The sequence below is a fragment of the Streptomyces sp. NPDC085596 genome (assembly GCF_044541565.1).
GTDB lineage: Bacteria > Actinomycetota > Actinomycetes > Streptomycetales > Streptomycetaceae > Streptomyces.
The window spans coordinates 263,279-287,510 of the sequence record NZ_JBITTC010000003.1; the positions used below are offsets into that span (position 1 = coordinate 263,279).

Consider the following 24,232-nt stretch of genomic DNA (forward strand, 5'->3'; position numbering starts at 1 on the left):
CCATCGTGCACCTGACCCGGCGAGCCCGCAGTACCGGACGGCTGGAGCGGAGGAACCGCGGGCGGCAGGGGGTGCCGCGCACAAGGGGGCGCCCCCGAACCGGTCGGTTCGGGGGCGCCCACGGTGGGATGCGAAGGCTCAGGCGAGGTCGAACCGGCCGAGGTTCATCACCTTGTGCCACGCGGCGGCGAAGTCCTTGACGAACTTCTCCTTGGCGTCGTCGCTCGCGTACACCTCGGCGACGGCGCGCAGCTCGGCGTTGGAGCCGAAGACCAGGTCGGCACGGGTGCCGGTCCACTTGGCCGCGCCGGTGGCCGCGTCGCGGCCCTCGAACGTGGCCTCGTCCTCGGACGTGGAGCCCCACGTCGTACCGAGGTCGAGCAGGTTGACGAAGTAGTCGTTCGTCAGCACGCCCGGCGTCTCGGTGAGGACACCCAGCTTGGAGTCCTGGTAGTTGGCGCCCAGGACCCGCAGACCGCCGATGAGGACGGTCAGCTCCGGGGAGCTGAGGGTCAGCAGGTTGGCGCGGTCGACGAGCGCGTACTCGGCGCGGCCGGGGTTGGCGCCCTTGCCGACGTAGTTGCGGAAGCCGTCGGCGGCGGGCTTGAGCGCCTCGAAGGACTCGACGTCGGTCTGCTCCTGGCTGGCGTCCACACGGCCCGGCGTGAAGGGCACGTCGACCGGGAACCCGCCGTCCTTGGCGGCCTTCTCCACCGCGGCGTCGCCGCCGAGGACGATCAGGTCGGCCAGGGAGACGTGCTTGGCACCGGCGGAGGCGTTGAACTCCTCCTGGATGCCCGCCAGGGTGCGCAGCACCAGGGCGAGCTGGTCCGGGTCGTTGACCTCCCAGCCGCGCTGCGGCTCCAGACGGACGCGGGCGCCGTCGGCACCGCCGCGCTTGTCACTGCCGCGGAAGGTGGACGCGGACGCCCACGCGGCGCTGACGAGCTGCGACACGGTGAGACCGGAGTCGAGGATCTTGCCCTTGAGCGCGTCGGCGTCGGCCGCGTCGATCGGCTGGCCCTGCGGCTGGGGCAGCGGGTCCTGCCACAGCAGCGTCTCCTGCGGGACCTCGGGGCCGAGCAGCAGCGACTTCGGGCCCATGTCGCGGTGGGTCAGCTTGTACCAGGCACGGGCGAAGGCGTCCGCGAACTCCTCGGGGTGCTCGTAGAAGCGGCGGGAGATCGGCTCGTAGATCGGGTCGAAGCGCAGCGACAGGTCCGTCGTGAGCATGTTCGGCGCGATCTTCTTGGCCGGGTCGAAGGCGCTGGGCACGGTGCCGTCGCCCGCGCCGTCCTTCGGCTTCCACTGCTTGGCGCCGGCGGGGCTCTCGGTCAGCTCCCACTCGTAGCCGAAGAGGGTGGCGAAGAAGTTCACGTCCCAGGTGATCGGCGTGGAGTTCCAGGTGACCTCCAGGCCCGAGGTGATGGTGTCGGGGCCCTTGCCGGTGCCGAAGCTGCTCTTCCAGCCGAGGCCCTGCTGCTCCATCGGGGCGTCCATCGGGTCGGGGCCGACATCGCTCGCCGGGCCCGCGCCGTGGGTCTTGCCGAAGGTGTGGCCGCCCGCGATCAGGGCGACGGTCTCCTCGTCGTTCATCGCCATGCGGGCGAAGGTCTCGCGGATGTCGCGGGCCGCGGCGATCGGGTCCGGGTGGCCGTTGGGGCCCTCGGGGTTGACGTAGATCAGGCCCATCTGGACGGCCGCGAGGGGCTCCTCCAGCTCACGGTCGCCGGTGTAGCGCTCGTCGCCGAGCCAGGTGGTCTCGGGACCCCAGTAGACGTCGGCGTCGGGCTCCCAGGCGTCCACGCGGCCGCCGCCGAAGCCGAAGGTCTTGAAGCCCATGGTCTCCAGCGCGACATTGCCCGCGAGGATCATGAGGTCGGCCCAGGAGATGTTCTGGCCGTACTTCTTCTTCACCGGCCACAGCAGCCGGCGGGCCTTGTCCAGGTTGGCGTTGTCCGGCCAGCTGTTCAGCGGGGCGAAGCGCTGCTGTCCGGTGCCGCCACCGCCGCGGCCGTCCCTGGTCCGGTAGGTGCCGGCGCTGTGCCAGGCCATCCGGATGATGAACGGGCCGTAGTGGCCGAAGTCGGCGGGCCACCAGTCCTGGGAGGTGGTGAGCACCTCCGCGAGGTCGCGCTTCACGGCCGGCAGGTCGAGGGCGAGGAACGCCTCGGCGTAGTCGAACTCCTCGCCCAGCGGGTTGGCGACGGGCGGGTTCTTGGCAAGGACCTTCAGGTTGAGCTGCTTGGGCCACCAGCGGTCGTTGCCGCTGCCCAGGGCAGGGTGCAGGGAGGTGGCGGTACCGCCGTGGGCGACGGGGCAGCCGCCGGTCCCCTCGTCCTTCGGGTCAGTGACGATCGCGTCTTCGTTGGCAGGCATGTCGATCCTTCCGTAACGGACGAAAACCCGGCGCTCAGGAGCTGCGGCCGGTGGAACAGTCGGAGCAGGTGCCCCAGTACACGACCTCGGCCTCGTCGATGGCGAAGCCCCGGTTGTCGGAGGCGGTCAGGCAGGGCGCGTGGCCCACCGCGCAGTCGACGTCGACGACGGCACCGCACGACCGGCACACGGCGTGGTGGTGGTTGTCGCCGACGCGTCCCTCGAACCGGGCGGGGCTGCCCGCGGGCTCGATGCGGCGTATGAGGCCCGCGGCGGTGAGCGCGTGCAGGGCCTCGTAGACGGCCTGCACGGAGATGTGGCCCACGCGCTCGCGGACCTGGGAGGCGATCGCCTCGGCACCGAGGTGGTCGCCCGCGCGGACGGTCTCCAGCAGCGCGACGCGGGCCGCCGTGACGCGGAGGCCCGCACCGCGGAGCTCCGCGGCGGCGGTGGTCGGAGGCTGGGTTGCGGTCATGGGACGAACCTACCGTCATAAACACGAGAGATTCAAGAAAACGAGCTAAACAGTTTTTTGACTTCTTAGTGTGACTGGCGGATGCCGGTCCGTGCCCGGCCGTGCCCGCATCATGTGACCCGGCCCCCCGCCCACGGGTGCGCCGAGCCGCACGGTCCCCCGCACGGGCGAACGGAACCCGAAACGGAACTCAACCTTCTGGTTCCCCGCCGCGCCCTCGCGCAAGCGCCCGGCACCCCTCCGCGCGCGACAGCGGCGCTCACTCGTCCGGGTGCTCCGGGCCCGCCATCCGTGGCAGGGCGAGGGGTGTCTCGTTCGGCAGCAGTGTGACGTTTCCGGCATGACGTGAATGTGGGGGTGCCGCAGGGCAGCAGTCCCCTTCATGCCCCACGCGAACCTCCAGCGGCAGGTGATTGGATGACCACGGCGACGACCCGGACGCCCCGGACGCCGCCCGGCCGACCCGACGCGGCCACCGCCCGCTCCTCCCCACCGGGCGGCGTCAGACCCTCGCTGCCCTCGCTGACCGGGCTGCGCTGGGTGGCGGCCCTGCTGGTGTTCGGACTGCACATCAACAACTTCGGCTACCTCGGCGGCCAGGCCGGGCGGCTCGTCTCCTGGGCCTTCACGCCCGGCGGCACCGGGGTGTCGTTCTTCTTCATCCTGTCCGGCTTCGTGCTGACCTGGTCGGCCCGGCCGAATGATCGGGCGCCCGGCTTCTGGCGGCGGCGGATCGCACGGGTCTGCCCGGTGCATGTGGCCACCGCCCTCCTCGCGCTCGCCCTGGCCTTCGCGATGGGCCGTCCGGGGCTCCCGACCTGGAAGCAGACCCTGGCGAATCTGCTGCTGGTGCACTCCTGGTGGCAGCCCTGGTGGCAGACGCTCAACCCGGTCAGCTGGTCGCTGGCCTGCGAGGCGTTCTTCTACGCGCTCTTCCCGGCCCTGTACTGGCTGCTGCGCAGGCTGAACGCGCGCGGGACGCTGGTGCTCGGCGGGGTGGCGGCGATGGTCGCGCTGATCCTGGCCTGGGCGGACGCCCACCACTGGCTGAACCAGCCGCTGTACTCGCTGCCCGCGGCCCGGCTGCCGGAGTTCGTGCTCGGTACGGTCACGGCGCGGCTGGTGCTGCTCGACCGCTGGCGCGGCCCCGGCCTGGAGGGCTCGCTCGCCCTGGCCATCCTCGGCTACTTCCTCGTCCCTCAGGTGGCGCCCGGCTACGCGGCCACGTCCTGCACCCTGGCCGGGTTCACGGCGCTGATCCCGGCGGCGGCCGTCGCGGACCTGCGCGGGCTGCCCTCGCTGTGGCGGGGACGGCGGCTGGTGCGGCTCGGGGAGCTGTCGTTCGCGTTCTACATGGTGCATCTGCTGGTGCTGCGCGCGGGCATCTCCGTGCTGGGCGACAAGCCGCGGTTCGGCGCGGCGGCCGGGATCGGGGTGACCGCGGCCGCGTTCGCGGTGTCGCTCGGGCTGTCCTGGGCGCTGTTCGAGGGGGTGGAGCGCCCGGTGCGGCGCCTGCTGCTGCGTAGCCGGCGGCCGGAGGTACGGCCGGCCGCGCCGGCCGGGAAGGAGACCGTCGCGGCCGGCCGCGACTGAGCCACGACAGCCGGGTGCCGGCCCCTCGCTGGAGGGACCGGCATCCCTCAGGGCCTGCCTTCCGGATCTTGCCGACCTGAGCCTGCCTGATCCGGAAGACAGGCCCTACCCCGCCGTCAGGAGTTGGCGCAGATGTTGCCGAACGCGGGGTTCAGCAGGCCCACGACGTCGATCGTGTTGCCGCACAGGTTGACCGGGATCTCCACCGGGACCTGGATGACGTTGCCGGAGGCGACGCCGGGGCTGTTGGCGGCGACACCGGTGGTCGGGTCCGGGTCGGCCGCCTGGGCCGCCGTGGCGCCGGAGAGGGCAAGGGCGCCCGCGAGAACGGCTGTTGCAGCAAGCTTGCGCATACGCATGAGGTGCCTCACTGGTCGAGGTTGGGACCCTTCCATCACAGCGGCAGCTCAGGCGGGGCGCCCGCCGTACTACTCCGTTCGGGACAGGAGCCCCCGGTCCGGAGGTCGTCCGAGATGGGAGCGGAGGGCTCCCGGTGGGTGAAGTCGGCCCGGCCGCACAGGAGTTGTCCTGGACGACCGGCCGCTCGGACGCCTGACCGGGCCGGGGGCCGTGACGGAGGGCCGCGCGGCCCTCCGTGCACGCCACCCTAGGCGCGCCGCGCGGACCCCGCCTGCCGGGCCCCGCGCACCCGCGCTACGGGAACTGGGTGATCTTGGACGGGATGGTGTCCGACCCCGAGGTGGGGGCTCCGGTGTTGTTGACGACGTGGGCGTACTGGCCCTTGCCGCCGAGCGAGATCACCAGGATGTCGTGCAGCTTGACCCCGGAGTTCACCGGGACCTGGAAGCCGTGCGCCTGGACGATGGAGGAGTCCGTGGTGAAGTTGCAGTAACTCCCCAGACCCCACGCCTCGTGCGAGGTGACCGAGTCGGCGATCTTGTAGGCCGCGTAGCCGACGATGCCGTCATGGGTGATGGCGGCGGAGTTGGGCACGTCGTACGCCTTCTCGTTCTGGAAGAAGATCGTGCGCCCGCGCTGACCGGCCCAGTACACGTCGTACTTGTTGTAGTGCTCGACGAACAGGCCGGTGGCGAGTACGTCGTTGCCGTTGACGCGCAGTCCGTAGTCGGCACGGTTGGTGTCCCAGCCGACTCCGCTGCCGTGGTCGGCGCGCCAGAGCCAGGTGTGGTCGATGACGACGTTGTTGCTGTTGACCACGACCGAGTTGGTGGCGAGACCGGGTCCGGCACCGCCGATGCGCACGAACACGTCCTGCATGGTGGTGGGGTTGGCCGAGTGGTCGGCGGTGGAGCCGGCCGGGCCGATCCGCAGCAGGGTGTCGGAGTTGGCGCTGCCCGCGTCGATGAGGAAGCCGGCGAGCCGGACGCCGTCCACGTCGGCCACGTGCATGGCGTCGACGCCGCCGTCCGGGACGATGGTGGCGAGCCCCAGGCCGAGGACCACGGTGTTGGCGCGGTTGACCTCGATGGCCCGGTCCAGGTGGTAGACACCGGGCGTGAACAGCAGGTTCAGGCCCTGGGCGAGGGCGGTGTTGATGGTGGCGGCGGTCGCGCCGGGCTTGACCACGTAGAACTGGTCGAGCGGTAGCGAGGTCCCCGCGTTGGCGGGCCAGGACACGCCACGCGCGTTGGTGCGCTTGGCCGGGACGAACACCTTGTACGTGGAGCCGTCGAGGTAGAGGAACGGCTTCTCGCGCGAGACCGGGGTGTTGTCCAGCGTGGTGTACGGGCCGCTGTCGAAGTTGGTCGCGGGCGCGCCCTGGACGCCGCTGAAGACCATGTTCCAGACGCCGTTGGTCCAGCCGCCGACCGAGCTGTCACGGGTGTACCACTGCTGCTGGGAGTACGGGCCCACCGTGCCGTCGATCTTCGAGTCCGCGATGTAGCCGCCGGAGGCCCAGCCGTAGCCGTTGGGCGAGAGGTTGAGTCCGCCCTGGACGTGGATACGGCGGAACGGGGCGGCCTGGGCGACGGCCCAGCGGTCGGTGCCGTTGACCGGGCGGATGGCGAGGTTCTCCGCCGAACGCCAGAAGTTCTGCGTGGCGTTGCCGTTGAACCAGCCGGCGTCCACGGTGATGTCACCGTTGATCTGCACGTCGTCGGGGTTGAGGCCGAGGCCGGAGACCGACGTGTAGAAGCCGAGCTGGGCGTTGATGTTGTTGTACGTGCCGGGCTTCATCAGGAACTGGTAGCGCGCGGAGCCGAACTGGTTCGACTCCTGGCCGGCGAAGACACTGTCGAACTTCTGCTGGAGGTTCGGCGTGCTCGGGTCGACGACGATCACGTTCGGGCCGAGGTCGCCGCCACCCTGCACCGGCGGGACACCGGTGGTGCCGGTGTGCACGGCCATCTCCCACAGCGAGTAGCCGTAGGCCGTGCCGCGGGCGGTGCCGTTGATGCGGACATAGCGGCCGGAGCCGCTGACCGCGTACGAGGCGGTGCCGCCGGTGGCGCCGGTGACGGACTTGAGCGTGGTCCAGTTCGTGCCGTCGGTCGAGCTCTGGAGCTGGAAGTCCTTGCCGTAGGCGGCTTCCCAGTTCAGGTCGATGCCGCACAGGTCCTGCACCGACCCGAGGTCGACGCGGAGCCACTGCGGGTCGGCGAACGCGCTGGACCAGCGGGTGCCCGCGTCGCCGTCGAAGGCGGCGGAGGCCGGGGTGCCCGCGCTCTCGCTGGAGGAGGCGGTGGCGGGCTTGCCCTGCGCGACGTTCGCGGTGTTGCAGCCGGCTTGGGCGGCGTCCGTCGCGGCGACGGCGGCCGGTGGCTGGAAGGTGGGCAGGGCGAGCAGTGCTGCCGTGGCGGCGAGCGCTGTCCCCAGGGATCTCAGTCTCATGTGCGGCTCCCTGCGACTGCGGGACCGGGGGACCGGCCCCTACTTAGTTCATGTTTTGATTTAAGGGATGAACCAAACGGGCGCAAGCCTTCGGAAGCCAAATCCTTTCCGCACAAGGGCGTTCACACCCAGCGGCCGTTCACATGAGGGCGGGACTGTCCGGACCATGTGCTTTGGTCCCGACAGCCCCGCCCGGTGAGGTCAGCGGCCCGGCCGCCCCTGGGTGCGTAGTTGACCGACCGTCTTCAGCAACCGATCGGCGGGCGCCAGTAGTTGAGGGTGGGCCAGCACGGTGTTGCGCAGTCCGCGCACCGGCCGGCGCCATATCCGCTGGGCCATGGCCACCGGATGAGCGCGGGCCGCGAAGCCCTCGCCGACCCGCAGTTCGCGGGTCTTGAGCCAGTCCTTGTACTCCTTGTCGCCCCGGCCGAGGTCGACGAGGGTCACCCCACTGCGGGCGGCACCCTCGGCCGTGCGCAGGTGCATCATCAACCCCGGTGAGTAGTAGTGCAGTTCGGGGTCATAGGCGGTGAACCAGGCGGCCAGGACGGTGCTGGAGCGGGGCCCGAAGTGGGCGGCGACCGGACGGTCACCCGCGTACAGCACGGAGAGCACACCGGTGAAGTGCTCCTCGCGGACATGGAAGAGGTGGTTGACCAGATCCACGATCCAGGGGCGGGAGAACCGGTCCATGCGGCCGGTGCGGCGGTACTGGGCCGACTTCCAGCGCATCAGGGTGCGCAGCACGTTCGGGTCGCGCTCGTCGAAGACGAACCGCACCTCGCCGAGGTCCCGGCCGAGCCTGCGCTCCTTCTTCAGGGTCGTCTTGGCGAGCCCCGGATAGGTGGCGCGCAGCCACTCGGCATATGTGCCGTCGCCGGGCTTCACGTCGATGACGGGTGAGGCGAAGGTGCCGGTGAGGTGCGGGGCGAACGGCCGCTGCACCTGGACGAGATGGTCGAACTCGAAGATGCTGAGCCCGCAGGCGCGCAGGAGTTCGGCCGCGTCCCAGGTGACGCCGGGCCGGTGCACGAGGGCCTGGCAGTCGGAGAGTCCGAGGCCGATGGCCCGTCCCGTGCCCAACGGCCCGCGTTCATAAGGGAGGAAGCCGACCGGCTCGCCGCCCTCGTGCAAGACCGCGATGCGTACGCCGCTTCGATGGCGGCCCACTCCGATGGCGAACTCCGGTGCGAGGAAGGGGTTGGCGTACTCGGGTGACTCGTCCATCGCCCGGTGCCAGGCCCCGCGCAGTGCGGAGGTCAGTTCGCCGGGTCTGTGAATGGTGATCTCCACCGTGGTTCGCCCCGCCCTTCGTGTGATCGCTCCCCGTCGCGCACCGCCGCTCAAACGTGGCGAAACAGTACGCACAGCGTCAAGGGTGCCTCAGAGGGCGGACGCTCCGCCACGGTTCCGCGCAGATCGGCCGGTTCGGCAAGTGCCCTGCACAGGAGGGGCGTTCACTTACCCCTCGGTAAAGAGACGGTTTGGTCCAGTCCAAAGACGCGTATTGGACTAGACCAAGGCGGACGCTGTCCAGGAGTCTTGCACTCCCCCATCCCCCACCCCCCTCTGGAGGCTCTTAGTGAGACGTCTTCGGGCATGTCTGGGCGCGGCGGCCGCCGTCACGCTGGCCGCGGCCGGCACGACGGCACTGGTCGCGGGCAGCGCCTCGGGCGCCACGAGCGCGCTCGACAACCGCTGGTACGCGGCGGCCCCCTATCTGATGCCGACGGACAACGACCCGCCGAACGCGGCCGCCATCATGGACGCCACCGGTCTCAAGGCGTTCCAGCTCGCGTTCGTGCTGGCACCGAACGGCGGTGGCTGCTCCCCGACCTGGGGCGGCACCTCGCCGGTCTCCTCGGACACCGCCGTGCAGTCGGTGATCAACACCATCCGGTCCAAGGGCGGTGACGTTTCCATCTCGATCGGTGGCTACGGCGGCACCAAGCTGGGCCAGACCTGCGCCGACCCGGCGGCCACGGCGGCGGCCTACCAGCAGGTCATCACCAAGTACGGTCTGCACGCCATCGACTTCGACCTGGAGGAACCGGAGTACGAGAACACCGCGGCCATCCACAACGAGATCGGCGCCGCCAAGATCCTGCAGCAGAACAACCCCGGCCTCTACGTCTCGGTGACCACGGCCGGCACGGCGGACGGCACCGGCTGGTTCGGCAAGCAGATGCTGCTGGAGGCGAAGTCCCAGGGCTTCACCCCGAACAACTTCTCCATCATGCCGTTCGACGGCGGCTTCAACGGCGCGGCGAGCCAGACCAGCGCCCTGGCCAACTTCAACGGCATCCTGCGCTCCACCTTCGGCTGGGACGAGGCCACGGCGTACGCGCACGAGGGCTTCTCCGGGATGAACGGCCGCAGCGACACCGGGGAGTACTTCTCCCAGGCCGACTTCCAGACGGTGCTGGACTTCGCCACCGGCCACCACATGGACCGCTTCACGTTCTGGAGCTTGAACCGGGACCGTCAGTGCACCCCGGCCGACAACGGCGGCCGCACCTCGGGCACTTGCTCCAGCGTGGCCCAGAGCGCCTGGGACTTCGCCAAGTTCTCGGTGAAGTTCGCCGGTGCCACCCCGCCGGGCTCCACGCCCACCCCGACCCCCACACCCCCGAACCCCGGCAACTCCTGCAAGTCGGCGTGGAGTTCGTCGGCGGTGTATGTGAGCGGGGACGAGGTCTCCTACAACCACCACAACTGGAAGGCCAAGTGGTGGACCCAGAACGAGACGCCGAACGGCTCCGACTGGGGTCCGTGGCAGGACGAGGGCTCCTGCTGACCTCCTGACGGGGCCCTGCCTCTTGACGGGCCTGGACCGGACCTTTAGCTTCACGGGTCATCGACGTCCAAGGATGCGTTCGGCGTTCACCATACTGAACGCATCCGGCCCGGCGGGAGGACCCCCCACATGATCCGTTCCCGGCTTCTCACGGCGGCGGCCGCGAGCCTCGCCCTCACCCTCGGCGCCTTCGGCGGCACCGCGCACGCGGCCGACCCGCACGTGGCGCCCGGCGGCAACTTCGACCTGTCCGTCTGGCAGCTCCAGGAGCCGGTCGGCTCCCCCGGCTCCCCCACCACGATCTCCTCGTCCCGGCTGCGCGGCGCGAACGGCTACCAGGACTCGTACTTCTACACCGACACCCGCGACGGCGCGATGACCTTCTGGGCGCCCGAGAAGGGCGTCACCACCCCGAACTCGAACTACGCCCGCTCCGAGCTGCGCGAGATGAACCGCGACGGCGGCGCGGCCGACTGGGCGCTCACCGGCACGCACCGGATGAACGCGACCCTCCGGGTGGTGTCGGTGACCAAGAACGTCTGCGTCGGACAGATCCACCTGGGCTCCGGCGGTTCCTCCACCAAGCCGCTGCTGGAGCTGTACTACCACGCGGACGGCGAGATCGTCCTGGGCACCGAGAACTCCCCCTCCGGCGGCCAGACCGCGCACACCGTGGGCCAGGTCCCGGTCGGCAAGACCTGGACGTACAGCATCGCCGTGACCGGCGGGAACACCATCGAGCTGACCGTCAACGGCAGCACCACCCGCTACGGCATCCCCGCGTCCTTCAAGCCGTACAAGCAGTACTTCAAGGCCGGGTCCTACAACCAGTCCTCCTCCGACTCCACCACGAAGGGCGCCCGTGTCGCGTTCTACGGGCTGACCGTCCAGCACGGCTGACCCACGCTCCCACCTGCGCGAGTGGTGCATTCGGGCGAACGGTCGTAGCGTCGGCTCACGGTCGGACACAGCACGACAGGTGGGAGCGACCATGCGCGGATCACTGGTGGGAACGACGGTCACCCTGGCGGCGGGAGCCCTGCTCACCGCGGCGATGACGACGGCGTCGGCCAGCCCGCCGACTGCCCCCCAGCCACACCGGACCGCGCCCGTGCTCGTCGACTGCCAGTGGAAGAAGGACGTGCGCCCGGCCGACTTCCTCCTGGCCTGCGGTGACGGCAACAGCCGGCTCAGCGGACTGAAGTGGTACAAGTGGGACTCGGAGTCGGCCGTGGCCGAGGGCCTGAACGTGGTCAACGACTGCGAACCGTACTGCGCCAAGGGCGTCTTCCGCTCCTACCACGTGACCGTGCGCCTCGACCGTCCGGCCGAGTGGAAGAAGGACCCGGACGTCCAGCGCTACACCCGGATGAGCGTGACGTACGACGACGCGCGCCCGAAGGGCTTCACGCAGACCATGGTCTACCCGCTCTGGGGCTGATCCCGCCCGCGCACGGTCCGCTCCGGCCCTGTTGAGGGCGGGAGCGGACACCGGCGGCTCAGGCCAGCTCGACCAGCAGGTCCCCGCCCTCCACCTGCTGGATGCGGTTGATCGCCAGCCGGGACACCCGGCCCGCCTTCGGCGCGGTGATCGTCGCCTCCATCTTCATCGCCTCGATGGTGGCCACGGTCTCCCCGGCCGCCACCTCGGCGCCCTCCTCCACCGCGAGCGTCACCACCCCGGCGAACGGCGCCGCCACCTGGCCCGGCTTCGAGCGGTCGGCCTTCTCCGTCACCGGCACATCGCTGGCGGCCGAGCGGTCGCGGACCTGGATGGGCCGCAGCTGGCCGTTGAGGGTGGACATCACCGTGCGCATACCGCGCTCGTCGGCCTCACCGATCGCCTGCAGCTCGATCAGCAGCCGCACGCCGGGCTCCAGGTCGACGGCGTACTCCTTGGCCGGGCGCAGTCCGTAGAAGAAGGACTTGCTGTCCAGCACGCTGGTGTCGCCGTACGCCTGCCGGTGGGTGTCGAACTCGCCGGTCGGGCCGGGGAACAGCAGCCGGTTGAGGGTGGGGCGCCGGTCCTTGGCGAGTCCCTCGCGGTCCTCGGCGGACAGCTCCCGCACCGGCTTGGCCTCGGCGCGGCCGCGCAGCGCCTTGGTACGGAACGGCTCGGGCCAGCCGCCGGGCGGGGTGCCCAGCTCGCCGCGGAGGAAGCCGATCACCGAGTCCGGGATGTCGAAGCGGTCCGGGTCGGCCTCGAAGCCGTCCGGTGAGACGCCCGCGCCGACCAGGTGCAGGGCGAGGTCGCCGACCACCTTGGAGGACGGGGTGACCTTGACCAGGCGGCCGAGGATGCGGTCGGCGGCCGCGTACATCGCCTCGATCTCCTCGAAGCGGTCGCCGAGGCCGAGGGCGACGGCCTGGGTGCGCAGGTTGGAGAGCTGGCCGCCCGGGATCTCGTGGTGGTAGACGCGCCCGGTCGGGGAGGCGAGGCCCGCCTCGAAGGGGGCGTAGACCTTGCGCACGCCCTCCCAGTACGGCTCCAGTTCCTCGACGGCCTGGAGGTCGAGGCCGGTGGGGCGCTCGGAGTGGTCGGTGGCGGCGACCAGGGCCGAGAGCGAGGGCTGCGAGGTCGTCCCGGCCATGGAGGCGACCGCGCCGTCCACCGCGTCGACGCCCGCCTGGATCGCGGCGAGGTAGGTCGCGAGCTGGCCGCCGGCCGTGTCGTGGGTGTGCAGATGCACCGGCAGCTCGAACTCGCCGCGCAGCGCGGACACCAGCTTCGCGGCGGCCGGGGCGCGCAGCAGGCCCGCCATGTCCTTGATGGCGATGACATGCGCGCCGGCCTCGACGATCCGCTCGGCCAGCTTCAGGTAGTAGTCGAGGGTGTAGAGCCGCTCGGCGGGGTCGCTGAGGTCGGCGGTGTAGCAGAGGGCGACCTCGGCGACGGCGGTGCCGGTCTCGCGCACGGCCTCGATGGCGGGCCGCATCTGGTCGACGTCGTTCAGCGCGTCGAAAATGCGGAAGATGTCGACGCCGGTGGCGGCCGCCTCCTGCACGAATGCGTCGGTGACCTCGGTGGGGTACGGGGTGTAGCCGACGGTGTTGCGGCCGCGCAGCAGCATCTGGAGACAGATGTTGGGCACCGCTTCGCGGAGCGCGGCCAGCCGCTCCCACGGGTCCTCGGCGAGGAAGCGCAGCGCCACGTCGTAGGTGGCACCGCCCCAGCACTCCAGGGACAGCAGTTCGGGCAGGGTGCGGGCGACGACGGGGGCGACGGCGAGCAGGTCCTTGGTGCGCACGCGGGTGGCCAGCAGCGACTGGTGGGCGTCACGGAAGGTGGTGTCGGTGACGCCGAGCGCCGGGGACTGGCGCAGCTCGCGGGCGAAGCCCTCGGGGCCGAGGTGGACCAGGCGCTGCCGGGAGCCCGCCGGGGGCTCGCCCGCCGGGAGTGCGGGCAACTTGGTTACCGGGTCGAGGAGTTCGGGGCGTTCGCCGTGCGGCTTGTTGACGGTGACGTCGGCGAGGAAGGTGAGCAGTTTGGTGCCCCGGTCGGCCGAGTGACGGGACGTCAGCAGATGCGGGCGCTCCTCGATGAACGAGGTGGTGACGCGTCCGGCGCGGAAGTCGGGATCGTCCAGCACGGCTTGCAGGAAAGGGATGTTGGTGGCGACGCCCCGGATGCGGAACTCGGCGACCGCGCGCCGGGCGCGGCCGACGGCGGCCTGGAAGTCCCGGCCCCGGCAGGTGAGTTTGACCAGCATGGAGTCGAAGTGGGCGCTGATCTCGGTGCCGGCGTGGGTGGTTCCGCCGTCGAGCCGGATGCCGGAGCCGCCCGGTGAGCGGTAGGCGCTGATCAGGCCGGTGTCCGGGCGGAAGCCGTTGGCGGGGTCCTCGGTGGTGATCCGGCACTGGAGGGCGGCGCCGCGCAGGGTGATCCGGTCCTGGGCGAGGCCGAGGTCGGCCAGGGTCTCCCCGGCGGCGATGCGCATCTGGGCCTGGACCAGGTCGACGTCGGTGACCTCCTCGGTGACCGTGTGCTCGACCTGGATGCGGGGGTTCATCTCGATGAAGACGTGGTTGCCGTCGCGGTCGAGCAGGAACTCCACGGTGCCCGCGTTGCGGTAGCCGATCTCGCGGGCGAAGCGCACGGCGTCGGCGCAGATCCGGTCCCGCAGTTCGGGGTCGAGGTTGGGGGCGGGCGCCAGCTCGATGACCTTCTGGTGGCGGCGCTGGAGCGAGCAGTCGCGCTCGTAGAGGTGGATGACGTTGCCCTCGCCGTCGGCGAGGATCTGCACCTCGATGTGGCGGGGGTCCACGACGGCCTTCTCCAGGAAGACGGTCGGGTCGCCGAAGGCGGACGCGGCCTCGCGGGAGGCGGCCTCGATGGACTCGCGGAGCTGGGCGGGTTCCTCGACCCGGCGCATGCCCCGGCCGCCGCCGCCCGCGACCGCCTTGACGAAGACGGGGAAGCCGATGTCGTCGGCGGCGCGCACCAGTTCGTCCACGTCGTTGGAGGGCGCGGAGGACCCGAGCACGGGTACGCCGGCCGCGCGGGCTGCGGCGACGGCGCTGGCCTTGTTGCCGGTGAGTTCGAGGATGTCGGCGTCGGGTCCGACGAAGGTGATGCCGGCCTCCTCGCAGGCGCGGGCCAGCTCGGGGTTCTCCGAGAGGAAGCCGTAGCCGGGGTACACGGCATCCGCCCCGGCGCGGCGGGCGGCGGTCACGATCTCGTCGACGGAGAGGTAGGCGCGGACGGGATGTCCGGGCTCGCCGATCTCGTACGCCTCGTCGGCCTTGAGCCGGTGCAGCGAGTTGCGGTCCTCGTGAGGGAAGACGGCCACCGTGCGCGCGCCGAGTTCGTAGCCCGCCCGGAAAGCGCGGATGGCGATCTCTCCGCGGTTGGCTACCAGCACCTTGCGGAACATCTGGGATTCCCTTCAGCCTGCCGGCGACGAACACCATGGTGTCAGCCACGTACTGCCCCCGTACTTCGCGGAAACACTAGGGGGTGCGCGCGCCGGCCGAAGTGCGAAAACCATCACATTGACGTGTCCGCGCCGGGTCGGGCAGAAGTACGGGCGGGATGCGGGGATTCGGGACCGGAACCACGGGCGGGGCGGCGGGAGGGGGTACCGGCCGGGGCCCGGGCTTCCCGGCGTACGGCAGGCGGAGGCGGCGGCCGCGCAGCAGGCCGAGGACGACCGCGGCGGACACGGCGATGAGGTGCTCGCGCCCGGCGAGGTTGGGTACGGCGATGGACTCCCACACCATCGATCCGCCTGTCAGGGTGAAAACCACGGGGGCGCGCCGGACCACGGCCAGATAGGTGAACAGGCCCACGACGGCCGCCGACGGGCCGGTGTCGAGGACGGCGCCGCACTCGGCGGGCAGCCCGAACCCCCACCAGCCGGGGCCCAGCTCGATCATCAGCCGGGCGGTCAGGGTGCCGGCCAGCGTGGTGACGTAGGCGATGGCCAGGGTGCGGGTGCGGCCGAGGACCAGTTCGGCGAGGGCGAAGGCCAGGAACAGCTGGGTGATGCCCGCCCATACCGGCAGGTCGAGCGCGGGGACGTACAGCGAGACGGGGGTGCGCAGCAGGGAGAGCCACAGGGGTAGGTCGGCGCTGACGCCGCCGAGCCGCCGGACCCAGGTGGCGCCGAGGGGGTGCTGGGCCAGGTCGTGGAAGAAGATGACGCCGAACGCGGCGACGAAGGCCAGCGTCAGCCCGGACAGTCCGCGATGCGCGAGGCGCCGTACCGGGTCGACGACGATGGCGTGCCATTCGCCGATCAGGGTGCGCCCGGTGAACCGGGCAAGGCGCACGAGGAGGCCCCATGTCCCAAGATCCCCCGACACGTGCCGCTCCCCCTTCGCACCTTCCCCCCTCGCCGTGACCCCGTCGGGTCGGGCGGTCACAGTTCAGCGGGCCGGGGAACGGGCGTCAAGATCTACGGCTTCGACGGATACGCGACCAGCGCCCGGTTCGCGGTCAAAGCCACGATTTGAACGTCCACTTCATGGAAGGCCGCTGCTTTCTTTCCACTTTGATCATCAACTCTCGTATAGTGACCGCCGGTTCACTCAAACCAGTGATTCTCGTCTCCCGACCACCCCATCTGCCGCGAGGACCAGACCGGACCGATGACCGCGCCCACACCCTCTGGCGACGACCGCCCCGCCCTCCGCCCGCCCGCTCTCGCCCTCGCCGCGACCGCCGCCGTGTCGGTGCTCGCGCTCGGCGCGGTGGTGGCGGCCGCGCCCCACTCGGCGCGCAACGCCCTGCTGTGGGCCGGGGGTTCGGCGGCGGTGGTGCTCTGTGTCGCGGTGACCGTGGCCGCCCATGCCCGGCACACCGCCCGCCGCGCCCGGCGCCGGCTGGAGAACGCGCTGGCCGACGTGGCCCGGCTGGAGCGGCAGCGGACCTCGGCGACCGAGGAGACCCGCCGGGAGCAGCAGCGTCTCATCGACGAACTCGCCGCTCAGCGAGCGGAGTTCAGCACCGAGCGGGTCCGGCTGGAGAAGGACGGCGCGCGGGAGGCGGAGCGGCTGCGCCGGGAGGTGCTGCGGCTGTCCGGGGAACTGGAGAAGGCCCGGCGCGAGCGGGCGGCGGCCGTCTCGGCCACTTCCAACACGGCGGGCCGGATGCAGGCGTTGGCCACGGCCACCCTGGCCGACCTGCGGGCGATGGAGGAGCGGCACAGCGACGAGGACGTGCTGGCCGACCTGCTGCATCTGGACCACCGCACCGCGCAGGCCGGACGGCTGGCGGACTCCATCGCCGTGCTGACCGGGGCGCGTTCGGGACGGCGGTGGGCGCGGCCCATCGCCATGGAGTCCATCCTGCGCGGCGCCATGGGCCGGATCGGCGGCTACCGGCGGGTGCGGGTGCACTCCGTCAGCGCAATCGCCGTCGCCGGGCACGCGGCCGAGGGGGTGATGCACGCGCTGGCCGAACTCCTCGACAACGCCACGAACTTCTCCCCGCCGACCGCCGAGGTCCATGTCTATGTGGAGGAGGTCCCGGCCGGGGCCATCGTCTCCGTGGAGGACAGCGGCCTGGTGATGGGCGACGTACAACTGCGGCGCGCCGAGCGGGCGGTGACCGGTGACGTGTCCGGACTGGGCGGTCTGACCGGTACCCGGCTCGGGCTCGCGGTGGTGGGCAGGCTGGCCCGCAAGCACGGCCTGAAGGTGTCGTTCCGCCCCTCGGCGCGCGGCGGCACCGGCGTGCTGATGCTCGTACCGCAGGAGATCCTGACCAGCCCCGTTCCCGCCACCCCGGCAGCCCAGGCCCCGGAGGCCGAGCGCCCCGCCGCGCCGGCCGCCCCGGTCTCCCCGGTCGACGAGCCCCCCGCGCCGCCCGCCGACGAGGTGAACGGGCTGCCCAAGCGGCGTCGCGGCCGCACGCTGGCCGAGGCCGAGCGGTCCCGGTCGGCCGCGCACGACGACACCGGGCCGACCGCGCCCGACCCCGACCAGGCCAAGGTCCGCGCGGCCCGCTTCAGCAGCTTCCGCAAGGCGGTCCGGCCCGGTACCGGCCCCGAGGACCCGGCCCCGCACACCCGGCCCGACGACGCGCACGAAAGCGACTCGGCCGACACCCCCGATCTCTCCCGTCCCCCCACGCAACCGCACACGCACCTGGAAGGCGACACCACTTCATGACCGGCCCGACCACCGCCGACGACACGCTCACCTGGCTCCTCGAGGGCCTGCTGGAGAAGACTCCGGGCGCCCGGCACGCGCTAGTCCTCTCCCGTGACGGCCTCAAGCTGTGCCGTTCACCCGAGTTGTCCGTCGACCAGGCGGACCAGCTCGCCGCGATCGCCGCGGGCATCCAGTCGCTGTCGCACGGGGCATCCGTGGAGTTCGGCGACGGCAGCGGCGGCGTCCGCTCGGCGATGGCCGAGTTCTACGGCGGTGTGCTGTTCATCGTCGAGGCGGGCCAGGGTGCCCACCTGGCCGTGGTGACCAGCGAGGACGCCGACCCCGGAGTGGTCGGCCACACGATGAGCGAACTGGTGGAACAGCTCGGCGAGCACCTGACCGCTCCGCCCCGCTCCTCATGAGCCGACCGGGCAGGGACGACGCTCCCGACCGTCTCTACACCATCACGCAGGGACGGATCGGGACCGGCGCCGGCAGCCCGCTGGACCTGGTCACGCTGATCGTCGCCGAGTCGGCGGCGGCCACCGGCATGCAGTCCGAGCATGTGACCATCCTGCGGCTGGCGGAGTTCCCCACCTCGGTGGTGGAGATCGCCGCCGAGCTGCGCCTGCCCGTCAGCATCACCAAGGTGCTGCTGTCCGACCTTCTGGCCACGGGGCATGTCAGCGCCCGCCATCCGCGCCGCCCCGCCATCACCGACCCCGACATCCTGGAGCAGGTGCTCGTTGGACTCCGCAATCTCTGACGCGCGCACCCCGTTGGGTGCCTCCGCCGACAACGGCCTGAAGATCGTCGTCGTGGGCGGCTTCGGCGTCGGCAAGACCACTCTGGTCCGCTCGGTCAGCGAGATCCGTCCCCTCAACACCGAGGAGACGATGACCCAGGCGGGCGAGTCGGTGGACGACATCGCGCACGTGGGCGGCAAGACGGCCACCACCGTCGCCTTCGACTTCGGCCGCATCACGCTGGACGCGCACAACGTGCTGTACCTGTTCGGGGCGCCCGGCCAGGAGCGGTTCTGGTTCCTGTGGGACCGGCTGTTCTCCGGCACACTCGGCGCGGTGGTGCTGGTCGACACCCGCCGGATCGACGACTCCTGGTACGCCATCGACCGTCTGGAGCACCACGGCACGCCGTTCATCGTGGCCTGCAACGACTTCGGCGGCCCGGTGCGCGCGGGCGCTGACGTGCGCGCGGCCCTGGACCTCGACCCGCACGTACCGCTGATCGACTGCGACGCCCGCTCCCGTGAGTCGGCCAAGGAGGTCCTGATCACCCTGGTCCGCCATGTGCAGACCCGGTACGCGAAGGCCGCCGGGGCCAGAGGGGAGCTGGTGTGATGTCCGAGGCCGTACCGCTCGGGGGACCCCGCTTCCAGACCGAACCCGCCTGTCTCTACCGGGAGATGCGGCGCGACCACGGCTCCGTGGTCCCGGTGGAGCTGGACGGCGGCATCCCGGCCTGGCTGGTGCTGGGTTACCGCGAGCTGCATCAGGTCACCGGCGATCCGGTGCTGTTCAGCCGTGACTCGGAGCTGTGGAACCAGTGGGAGAACATCCCGGACGACTGGCCGCTGCTGCCGATGATCGGACACCGCCAGCCGTCCATCCTCTACACGGTCGGGGAACGGCACCGGCAGCGCGCCGCGATGATCAGCAACGCGCTGGAGACCGTCGATCCCTTCGAACTCCGGCGCCAGGCCGAGCGGTTCGCGGACGAGCTGATCGACACCGTCTGCCTCTCCGGCGAGGCCGACCTGGTCACCCAGTACGCGGGACTGCTGCCCGTACGCGTCCTCGCGCACCTCTACGGCTTCCCGGACGACGAGGGGCCTGGCCTGGTCACCGCGCTCAACGACATGATCGACGGCCGGGAGCGGGCGCTGGCCGGGCAGTCCCATCTGGCCTCCTCCATGGCCCGGCTGGTCGCCGACCGCACCGAGAAGCCCGCCGACGACGTGGTCTCCCGGATGCTGGCGGACGACAGCGGGTTCACGGACGAGGAGATCGTCCAGGACCTGATGGTGATGATGGCGGCCGGCCACCAGCCGACAGCCGACTGGATCGGCAACTCGTTGCGGCTGATGCTGACCGACGACCGGTTCGCCGCCTCCCTGTTCGGCGGCCGCAACAGCGTCGCCGAGGCGATGAACGAGGTGCTGTGGGAGGACACGCCCACGCAGAACGTGGCGGGCCGCTGGGCCGCGCGCGACACCCACCTCGGCGGGCGCCGGGTCCGCGCCGGTGACCTGCTGCTGCTCGGTCTCCAGGGCGCCAACTCCGACCCTCAGGTACGTACGGACGCCTCCGCGCTGACCGGCGGCAACAACGCGCACTTCTCCTTCGGGCACGGCGAGCACCGCTGCCCGTTCCCGGCGCAGGAGATCGCCGAGGTGATCGCGCGCACCGGCATCGAGGTCGTCCTCGACCGCCTGCCGGACATCGACCTGGCGGTGCCCGCCGGGTCCCTCACCCGCCGGCCCTCGCCCTGGCTGCGCGGGCTGACCGAGCTGCCCGTGCGGTTCACTTCGACCCCTGCCCTGGGAGGCACGTCACGATGACCACCGGTACCGGGATTTCCCGTATCGCCCTCGACCCCTTCGTCACCGATCTGGACGGCGAGAGCGCGGCCCTGCGCGCGGCCGGACCGCTCGCGGCGGTGGAGCTGCCCGGCGGGGTGCCCGTCTGGGCCGTCACCCGGCACGCCGAGGCCAAGGCGCTGCTGACCGATCCGCGCCTGGTGAAGGACATCAATGTGTGGGGCGCCTGGCGGCGCGGCGAGATCCCGGCGGACTGGCCGCTGATCGGCCTCGCCAATCCGGGCCGCTCGATGCTCACCGTGGACGGCGCGGACCACCGCCGGATGCGCACGCTGGTGGCGCAGGCGCTCACCCCGCGCCGGGTGGAGCTGATGCGGGAGCGGATCGGAAAGCTCACCCAGGACCTGCTGGACGCGCTGCCCGCCGACGCCGGGGTGGTGGACCTGAAGGCGGCCTTCGCCTATCCGCTGCCGATGTACGTGGTGGCCGAGCTGATGGGCATCGACGAGTCGTCGCTGCCCCGGCTGAAGGTGCTGTTCGAGAAGTTCTTCTCCACCCAGACCCCGCCGGCCGAGGTCATCGCCACCCTGACCGAGCTGGCCGGGATCATGGCGGCGACCGTCGCGGCGAAGCGCGCCGAGCCGGGCGACGACCTCACCAGCGCGCTGATCCTCGCCTCGGCGGACGGCGACCACCTCACGGACGAGGAGATCGTCGCCACCCTCCAGCTGATGATCGCGGCCGGCCACGAGACGACGATCTCCCTGATCGTCAACGCCGTCGTCAACCTCTCCACCCACCCGGACCAGCGGGAGCTGGTGCTGTCCGGGCAGGCGGACTGGTCGGCGGTGGTCGAGGAGACGCTGCGCTGGTCCACCCCGACCTCGCACGTGCTGATCCGCTTCGCCACCGAGGACGTTCCGGTCGGCGACGGGGTCATCCCGGCCGGGGACGCGCTCATCGTGTCGTACGGCGCGCTCGGCCGTGACGAGGACGCGCACGGCCCGAGCGCCGGGGAGTTCGACATCACGCGGGAGATCAAGAACCGGCACATCTCCTTCGGCCACGGCCCGCACGTCTGCCCCGGCGCGGCGCTGTCCCGGCTGGAGGCGGGCGTGGCCCTGCCCGCGCTGTACGCCCGTTTCCCGCACCTGGACCTGGCGGTCCCGGCGGCCGAACTGCGCAACAAGCCCGTGGTCACCCAGAACGACCTGTTCGAGCTTCCGGTACGCCTGAACGGGTGACTTGACTTCGAGCGCGCTTCAGCTCGTAGCGTCGCAATCGCTCCGGTGCCCGGCGTCCCTCCACGGGATGCCGGGCGGCCAGATCCGTCGCTAGATGGATGAGGGGGCCCGGTCCCCGGCGCGGGGCCACTCAGGGCCAGAAGTCGTCCGGAGGGACGATCGAGCGCGTGCGAAAGGCTGGAACACCACATGCGACAGCGCAGTCTGCGGGATCTGCGGGTATCGGCCATCGGCCTCGGCTGCATGGGAATGTCCGCGTTCTACGGGACGGCCGACCAGGACGAGGGCGTGGACACCATCCACCGCGCCCGCGAGCTGGGCATCGACTTCCTCGACACGGCCCAGATGTACGGGCCGCTCACCAACGAGTCCCTGGTCGGCGAGGCGATCCGGGGCCACCGTGACAGTTACGTCCTCGCCACCAAGTTCAACTTCCGGATGGACGACGCGGTACCGGGCGACATGTCCAGCGTGGGCCGCCAGGACGGCTCGGCCGAGCACGTCCGGGCCTCGGTGGAGGGCTCGCTCCAGCGCCTGGGCACCGACCACATCGACCTGTACTACCAGCACCGGGTCGACCCGAACGTGCCGATCGAGGAGACGGTGGGCGCGCTGGCCGAGCTGATCGCCGAGGGCAAGATCGGGCACATCGGGCTGAGCGAGGCGAGCGCGGAGACGCTGCGCCGGGGCAACGCGGTGCACCCGATCACGGCAGTGCAGAGCGAGTATTCACTCTGGTCGCGGGACGTGGAGGCGGAGGTGCTGCCGACCTGCCGCGAGCTGGGCATCGGCTTCGTCGCCTACTCGCCGCTCGGCCGGGGCTTCCTCGCCGGCCGCTTCTCCTCCCCCGACGAGCTGGACAAGGACGACTACCGCCGCAGCAGCCCCCGCTTCACCGACCAGCACCTCCAGGCCAACCTGCGCCTCGCGGCGAAGGTCAAGGAGATCGCCGAGAAGAAGGGCGTCACCCCGGCCCAGCTGGCCCTCGCCTGGGTCCTCGCCCAGGGCGACCACATCGTCCCCATCCCCGGCACCAAGCGCCGCTCCTACCTCGAACAGAACGCCGCCGCAGTCGACATCGTCCTCACCCCGGAGGAGCTGGCACAGATCGACGCGGAGCTGCCCGAGGTCTCGGGTGAACGCTATGACGAGGCGGGGATGCGGGCGGTCAACCGCTGAACCTCTACGCCCGACCGAGACTTGCGCCCTGCGTCGAGTCCCGGCCGAGCGGGGCTCACTTCGCCGGCTTGAGATCCGTGATCTTGCGGGTCGTCAGGTCCGACTGGACGTCGATCCGGGTGACCTCCGGGTGCTTGCCGTCGCTCCAGGTGAGGGTGACGCGGCTGGTGGCGTGGCCCATGCCGGAGCCGGTGTAGGTGACCTTCCACTTCACGGGGACGTTCTGGGCGAAGAGGATGCCGTCGGCGTGGTTCTTCTTCTCCCAGGCGGTGACCTTCTTGCGGGCGGAGGCGGAGAGGTAGAAGTCGCGCAGGGCCTTGGCGTCGGCGGCGGCCGCCGGGTCCTCGTTGTCCCAGACGGCGTCGATGTAGGCACCGTAGAAGTCCGTGACCCGCTGGGTGACGTTGCGGGGGTCGCCCTGGGCGGTGGACACCGCGGCGGGCCGGGCGGCGGAGGCGGTCGTGCCCGCGAGCGCCGGGGTCACGGCGGCCAGGGCGAGGCCCGCGGCGAGGGCGACGACGGTCAGCGGAGTCGTACGAGTGCGGATGGACATGTGGCTCGATTCCCCGTATTCCACGCGGCCGGGCCGATCCCGGTCGTTGACGGTGCCTAAGACCGCAATTCTCGCGCGCCGGTTCCCGTTTCCGGCGCTTTGGCTTCGTGGCGTCGCGCCCGTACCCGGACGGCGTCGGGCCAGCGCACGTCGTAGGCCCAGCCGAGGCGTTCGAACCAGCGGATCAGCCGGGCGCTGGCGTCCAGCTGGCCGGTGAGGACACCGTGCCGGGCGCTGGTCGGGTCGGCGTGGTGGAGGTTGTGCCAGGACTCGCCGAACGAGAGCGGGGCCAGCCACCAGACGTTGCCGGAGTGGTCCCGGCTGCGGAACGGGCGTGAACCGGCCGCGTGGCAGATGGAGTTGATGGACCAGGTGACATGGTGCACCAGGCAGATCCGCACCAGCCCGGCCCAGAAGAACGCGGTCGCCGCGCCCGTCCAGGTCCCGGTGATCAGCAGGCCGAGCAGCGCCGGCAGCGTCAGCGAGAGGACCACGAACGTGTTGAAGCGCCGCGAGATCAGCCGCAGCGCCGGGTCACGTTCCAGGTCGGGCGCATACGTCCGCGTGGAGGCGTGGTCGGCGTCGAACAGCCAGCCGAGGTGGGCGTGGAACATGCCCTTGGCGAGCGCGCGTGGGGTACGGCCGTACCGCCAGGGCGAGTGGGGGTCGCCGTCGCGGTCGGAGTAGCGGTGGTGCTTGCGGTGGTCGGCGACCCAGGTGAGCAGCGGCCCCTGCACGGCGAGGCTCCCGGCGACGGCGAGGGCGACGCGCAGCGGGCGGCGGGCCTTGAACGAGCCGTGGGTGAAGTGCCGGTGGAAGCCGACCGTGATGCCCAGCCCGCTGACCACGTAGAAGACGACGGCGAGCACGAGGTCGGTGGGGCTGAGCCCGTTCCGCCAGGCCAGCGGGACCGCGGCGAGGAGCGCCAGGAAGGGAACGGCGACGAACACGCCGACCAGCACCTGCTCGGCATTCGGCCAGGACCGTTCGTGTGCGGCGGGCGGGAGTGGATGCGGGTGGGGGGAGTCCGACACGGGTGGGG

At 71.3% G+C, this 24,232-nt stretch carries 20 protein-coding genes; 11 read left to right on the forward strand and 9 right to left on the reverse strand.

What is annotated here, in order from left to right; translation table 11 throughout:
* Positions 1–138: 138 nt before the first annotated feature.
* A complete protein-coding gene (gene katG / locus ACIGA3_RS11190; protein WP_399713116.1) occupies positions 139–2,379 on the reverse strand; it encodes a catalase/peroxidase HPI in 2,241 nt (746 codons plus the stop codon).
* A gap of 34 nt (positions 2,380–2,413) precedes the next feature.
* Positions 2,414–2,854: a Fur family transcriptional regulator gene (locus ACIGA3_RS11195; RefSeq protein ID WP_399713118.1), complete on the reverse strand. Its 441-nt coding sequence runs from the start codon at positions 2,852–2,854 to the stop codon at positions 2,414–2,416.
* 417 nt (positions 2,855–3,271) lie between these two features.
* Here ACIGA3_RS11195 and ACIGA3_RS11200 point away from each other — a divergent pair, with 417 nt between their 5' ends.
* Positions 3,272–4,447 (forward strand): acyltransferase family protein, encoded by a 1,176-nt coding sequence (locus tag ACIGA3_RS11200; RefSeq protein ID WP_399713121.1) that lies wholly within the window; start codon positions 3,272–3,274, stop codon positions 4,445–4,447.
* 116 nt (positions 4,448–4,563) lie between these two features.
* On the opposite strand, the gene ACIGA3_RS11205 is transcribed toward ACIGA3_RS11200, so the two are convergent.
* From ACIGA3_RS11205 to ACIGA3_RS11215, 3 genes are all read right to left on the reverse strand, one after another.
* A complete protein-coding gene (locus ACIGA3_RS11205) occupies positions 4,564–4,800 on the reverse strand; it encodes a chaplin (RefSeq protein WP_350902580.1) in 237 nt (78 codons plus the stop codon).
* Positions 4,801–5,101: 301 nt separating this feature from the next.
* The gene (locus ACIGA3_RS11210) at positions 5,102–7,261 is read right to left on the reverse strand and encodes a discoidin domain-containing protein (protein WP_399713123.1); all 2,160 of its coding nucleotides are present in this window, start codon (positions 7,259–7,261) and stop codon (positions 5,102–5,104) included.
* A gap of 201 nt (positions 7,262–7,462) precedes the next feature.
* Positions 7,463–8,554: a GNAT family N-acetyltransferase gene (locus ACIGA3_RS11215; RefSeq protein ID WP_399713126.1), complete on the reverse strand. Its 1,092-nt coding sequence runs from the start codon at positions 8,552–8,554 to the stop codon at positions 7,463–7,465.
* 289 nt (positions 8,555–8,843) lie between these two features.
* Here ACIGA3_RS11215 and ACIGA3_RS11220 point away from each other — a divergent pair, with 289 nt between their 5' ends.
* The 3 genes from ACIGA3_RS11220 to ACIGA3_RS11230 all read left to right on the forward strand — a co-directional run bounded on the left by ACIGA3_RS11220 (position 8,844) and on the right by ACIGA3_RS11230 (position 11,499).
* Positions 8,844–10,058 carry a chitinase gene (locus tag ACIGA3_RS11220; protein WP_399713127.1) on the forward strand — a complete coding sequence of 405 codons (1,215 nt, stop codon included), beginning with the start codon at positions 8,844–8,846 and terminating at the stop codon, positions 10,056–10,058.
* Between the two features lie 129 nt (positions 10,059–10,187).
* Positions 10,188–10,958 carry a polysaccharide lyase family 7 protein gene (locus ACIGA3_RS11225; RefSeq protein ID WP_399713130.1) on the forward strand — a complete coding sequence of 257 codons (771 nt, stop codon included), beginning with the start codon at positions 10,188–10,190 and terminating at the stop codon, positions 10,956–10,958.
* Between the two features lie 91 nt (positions 10,959–11,049).
* Entirely contained in the window at positions 11,050–11,499 is a 450-nt protein-coding gene (locus ACIGA3_RS11230; protein ID WP_399713132.1) for a hypothetical protein, read from the forward strand.
* Positions 11,500–11,557: 58 nt separating this feature from the next.
* Here the strand turns inward: ACIGA3_RS11230 and ACIGA3_RS11235 are convergent, their stop codons facing one another.
* Both ACIGA3_RS11235 and ACIGA3_RS11240 read right to left on the reverse strand, forming a co-directional pair.
* On the reverse strand, positions 11,558–14,932 hold the full coding sequence (locus ACIGA3_RS11235) for a pyruvate carboxylase (protein ID WP_399713134.1): 3,375 nt from the start codon (positions 14,930–14,932) through the stop codon (positions 11,558–11,560).
* Positions 14,933–15,008: 76 nt separating this feature from the next.
* Positions 15,009–15,830: a hypothetical protein gene (locus ACIGA3_RS11240; RefSeq protein ID WP_399713136.1), complete on the reverse strand. Its 822-nt coding sequence runs from the start codon at positions 15,828–15,830 to the stop codon at positions 15,009–15,011.
* 318 nt (positions 15,831–16,148) lie between these two features.
* Here ACIGA3_RS11240 and ACIGA3_RS11245 point away from each other — a divergent pair, with 318 nt between their 5' ends.
* The 7 genes from ACIGA3_RS11245 (at position 16,149) to ACIGA3_RS11275 (ending at position 22,637) form a co-directional block, all read left to right on the forward strand.
* The gene (locus tag ACIGA3_RS11245) at positions 16,149–17,672 is read left to right on the forward strand and encodes an ATP-binding protein (protein WP_399713139.1); all 1,524 of its coding nucleotides are present in this window, start codon (positions 16,149–16,151) and stop codon (positions 17,670–17,672) included.
* Entirely contained in the window at positions 17,669–18,076 is a 408-nt protein-coding gene (locus ACIGA3_RS11250) for a roadblock/LC7 domain-containing protein (RefSeq protein ID WP_399713142.1), read from the forward strand. Before ACIGA3_RS11245 ends, ACIGA3_RS11250 begins: the two co-directional genes overlap by 4 nt.
* Positions 18,073–18,420, forward strand: coding sequence for a DUF742 domain-containing protein (locus ACIGA3_RS11255; protein ID WP_399713145.1), 348 nt, complete (start codon positions 18,073–18,075; stop codon positions 18,418–18,420). Before ACIGA3_RS11250 ends, ACIGA3_RS11255 begins: the two co-directional genes overlap by 4 nt.
* Positions 18,421–18,433: 13 nt before the next feature.
* Positions 18,434–19,015: a GTP-binding protein gene (locus ACIGA3_RS11260; protein WP_399713988.1), complete on the forward strand. Its 582-nt coding sequence runs from the start codon at positions 18,434–18,436 to the stop codon at positions 19,013–19,015.
* The gene (locus ACIGA3_RS11265) at positions 19,015–20,235 is read left to right on the forward strand and encodes a cytochrome P450 (protein WP_399713147.1); all 1,221 of its coding nucleotides are present in this window, start codon (positions 19,015–19,017) and stop codon (positions 20,233–20,235) included. The genes ACIGA3_RS11260 and ACIGA3_RS11265 overlap by 1 nt, the downstream gene beginning before the upstream one ends.
* Positions 20,232–21,458 (forward strand): cytochrome P450, encoded by a 1,227-nt coding sequence (locus tag ACIGA3_RS11270; RefSeq protein ID WP_399713149.1) that lies wholly within the window; start codon positions 20,232–20,234, stop codon positions 21,456–21,458. The genes ACIGA3_RS11265 and ACIGA3_RS11270 overlap by 4 nt, the downstream gene beginning before the upstream one ends.
* Before the next feature lie 189 nt (positions 21,459–21,647).
* Positions 21,648–22,637, forward strand: a complete 990-nt coding sequence (locus tag ACIGA3_RS11275) for an aldo/keto reductase (protein ID WP_399713152.1) — start codon at positions 21,648–21,650, stop codon at positions 22,635–22,637.
* Positions 22,638–22,692: 55 nt separating this feature from the next.
* On the opposite strand, the gene ACIGA3_RS11280 is transcribed toward ACIGA3_RS11275, so the two are convergent.
* Positions 22,693–23,190, reverse strand: coding sequence for a hypothetical protein (locus ACIGA3_RS11280; protein ID WP_399713155.1), 498 nt, complete (start codon positions 23,188–23,190; stop codon positions 22,693–22,695).
* 56 nt (positions 23,191–23,246) lie between these two features.
* A complete protein-coding gene (locus ACIGA3_RS11285) occupies positions 23,247–24,224 on the reverse strand; it encodes an acyl-CoA desaturase (protein ID WP_399713157.1) in 978 nt (325 codons plus the stop codon).
* Positions 24,225–24,232: the final 8 nt, after the last annotated feature.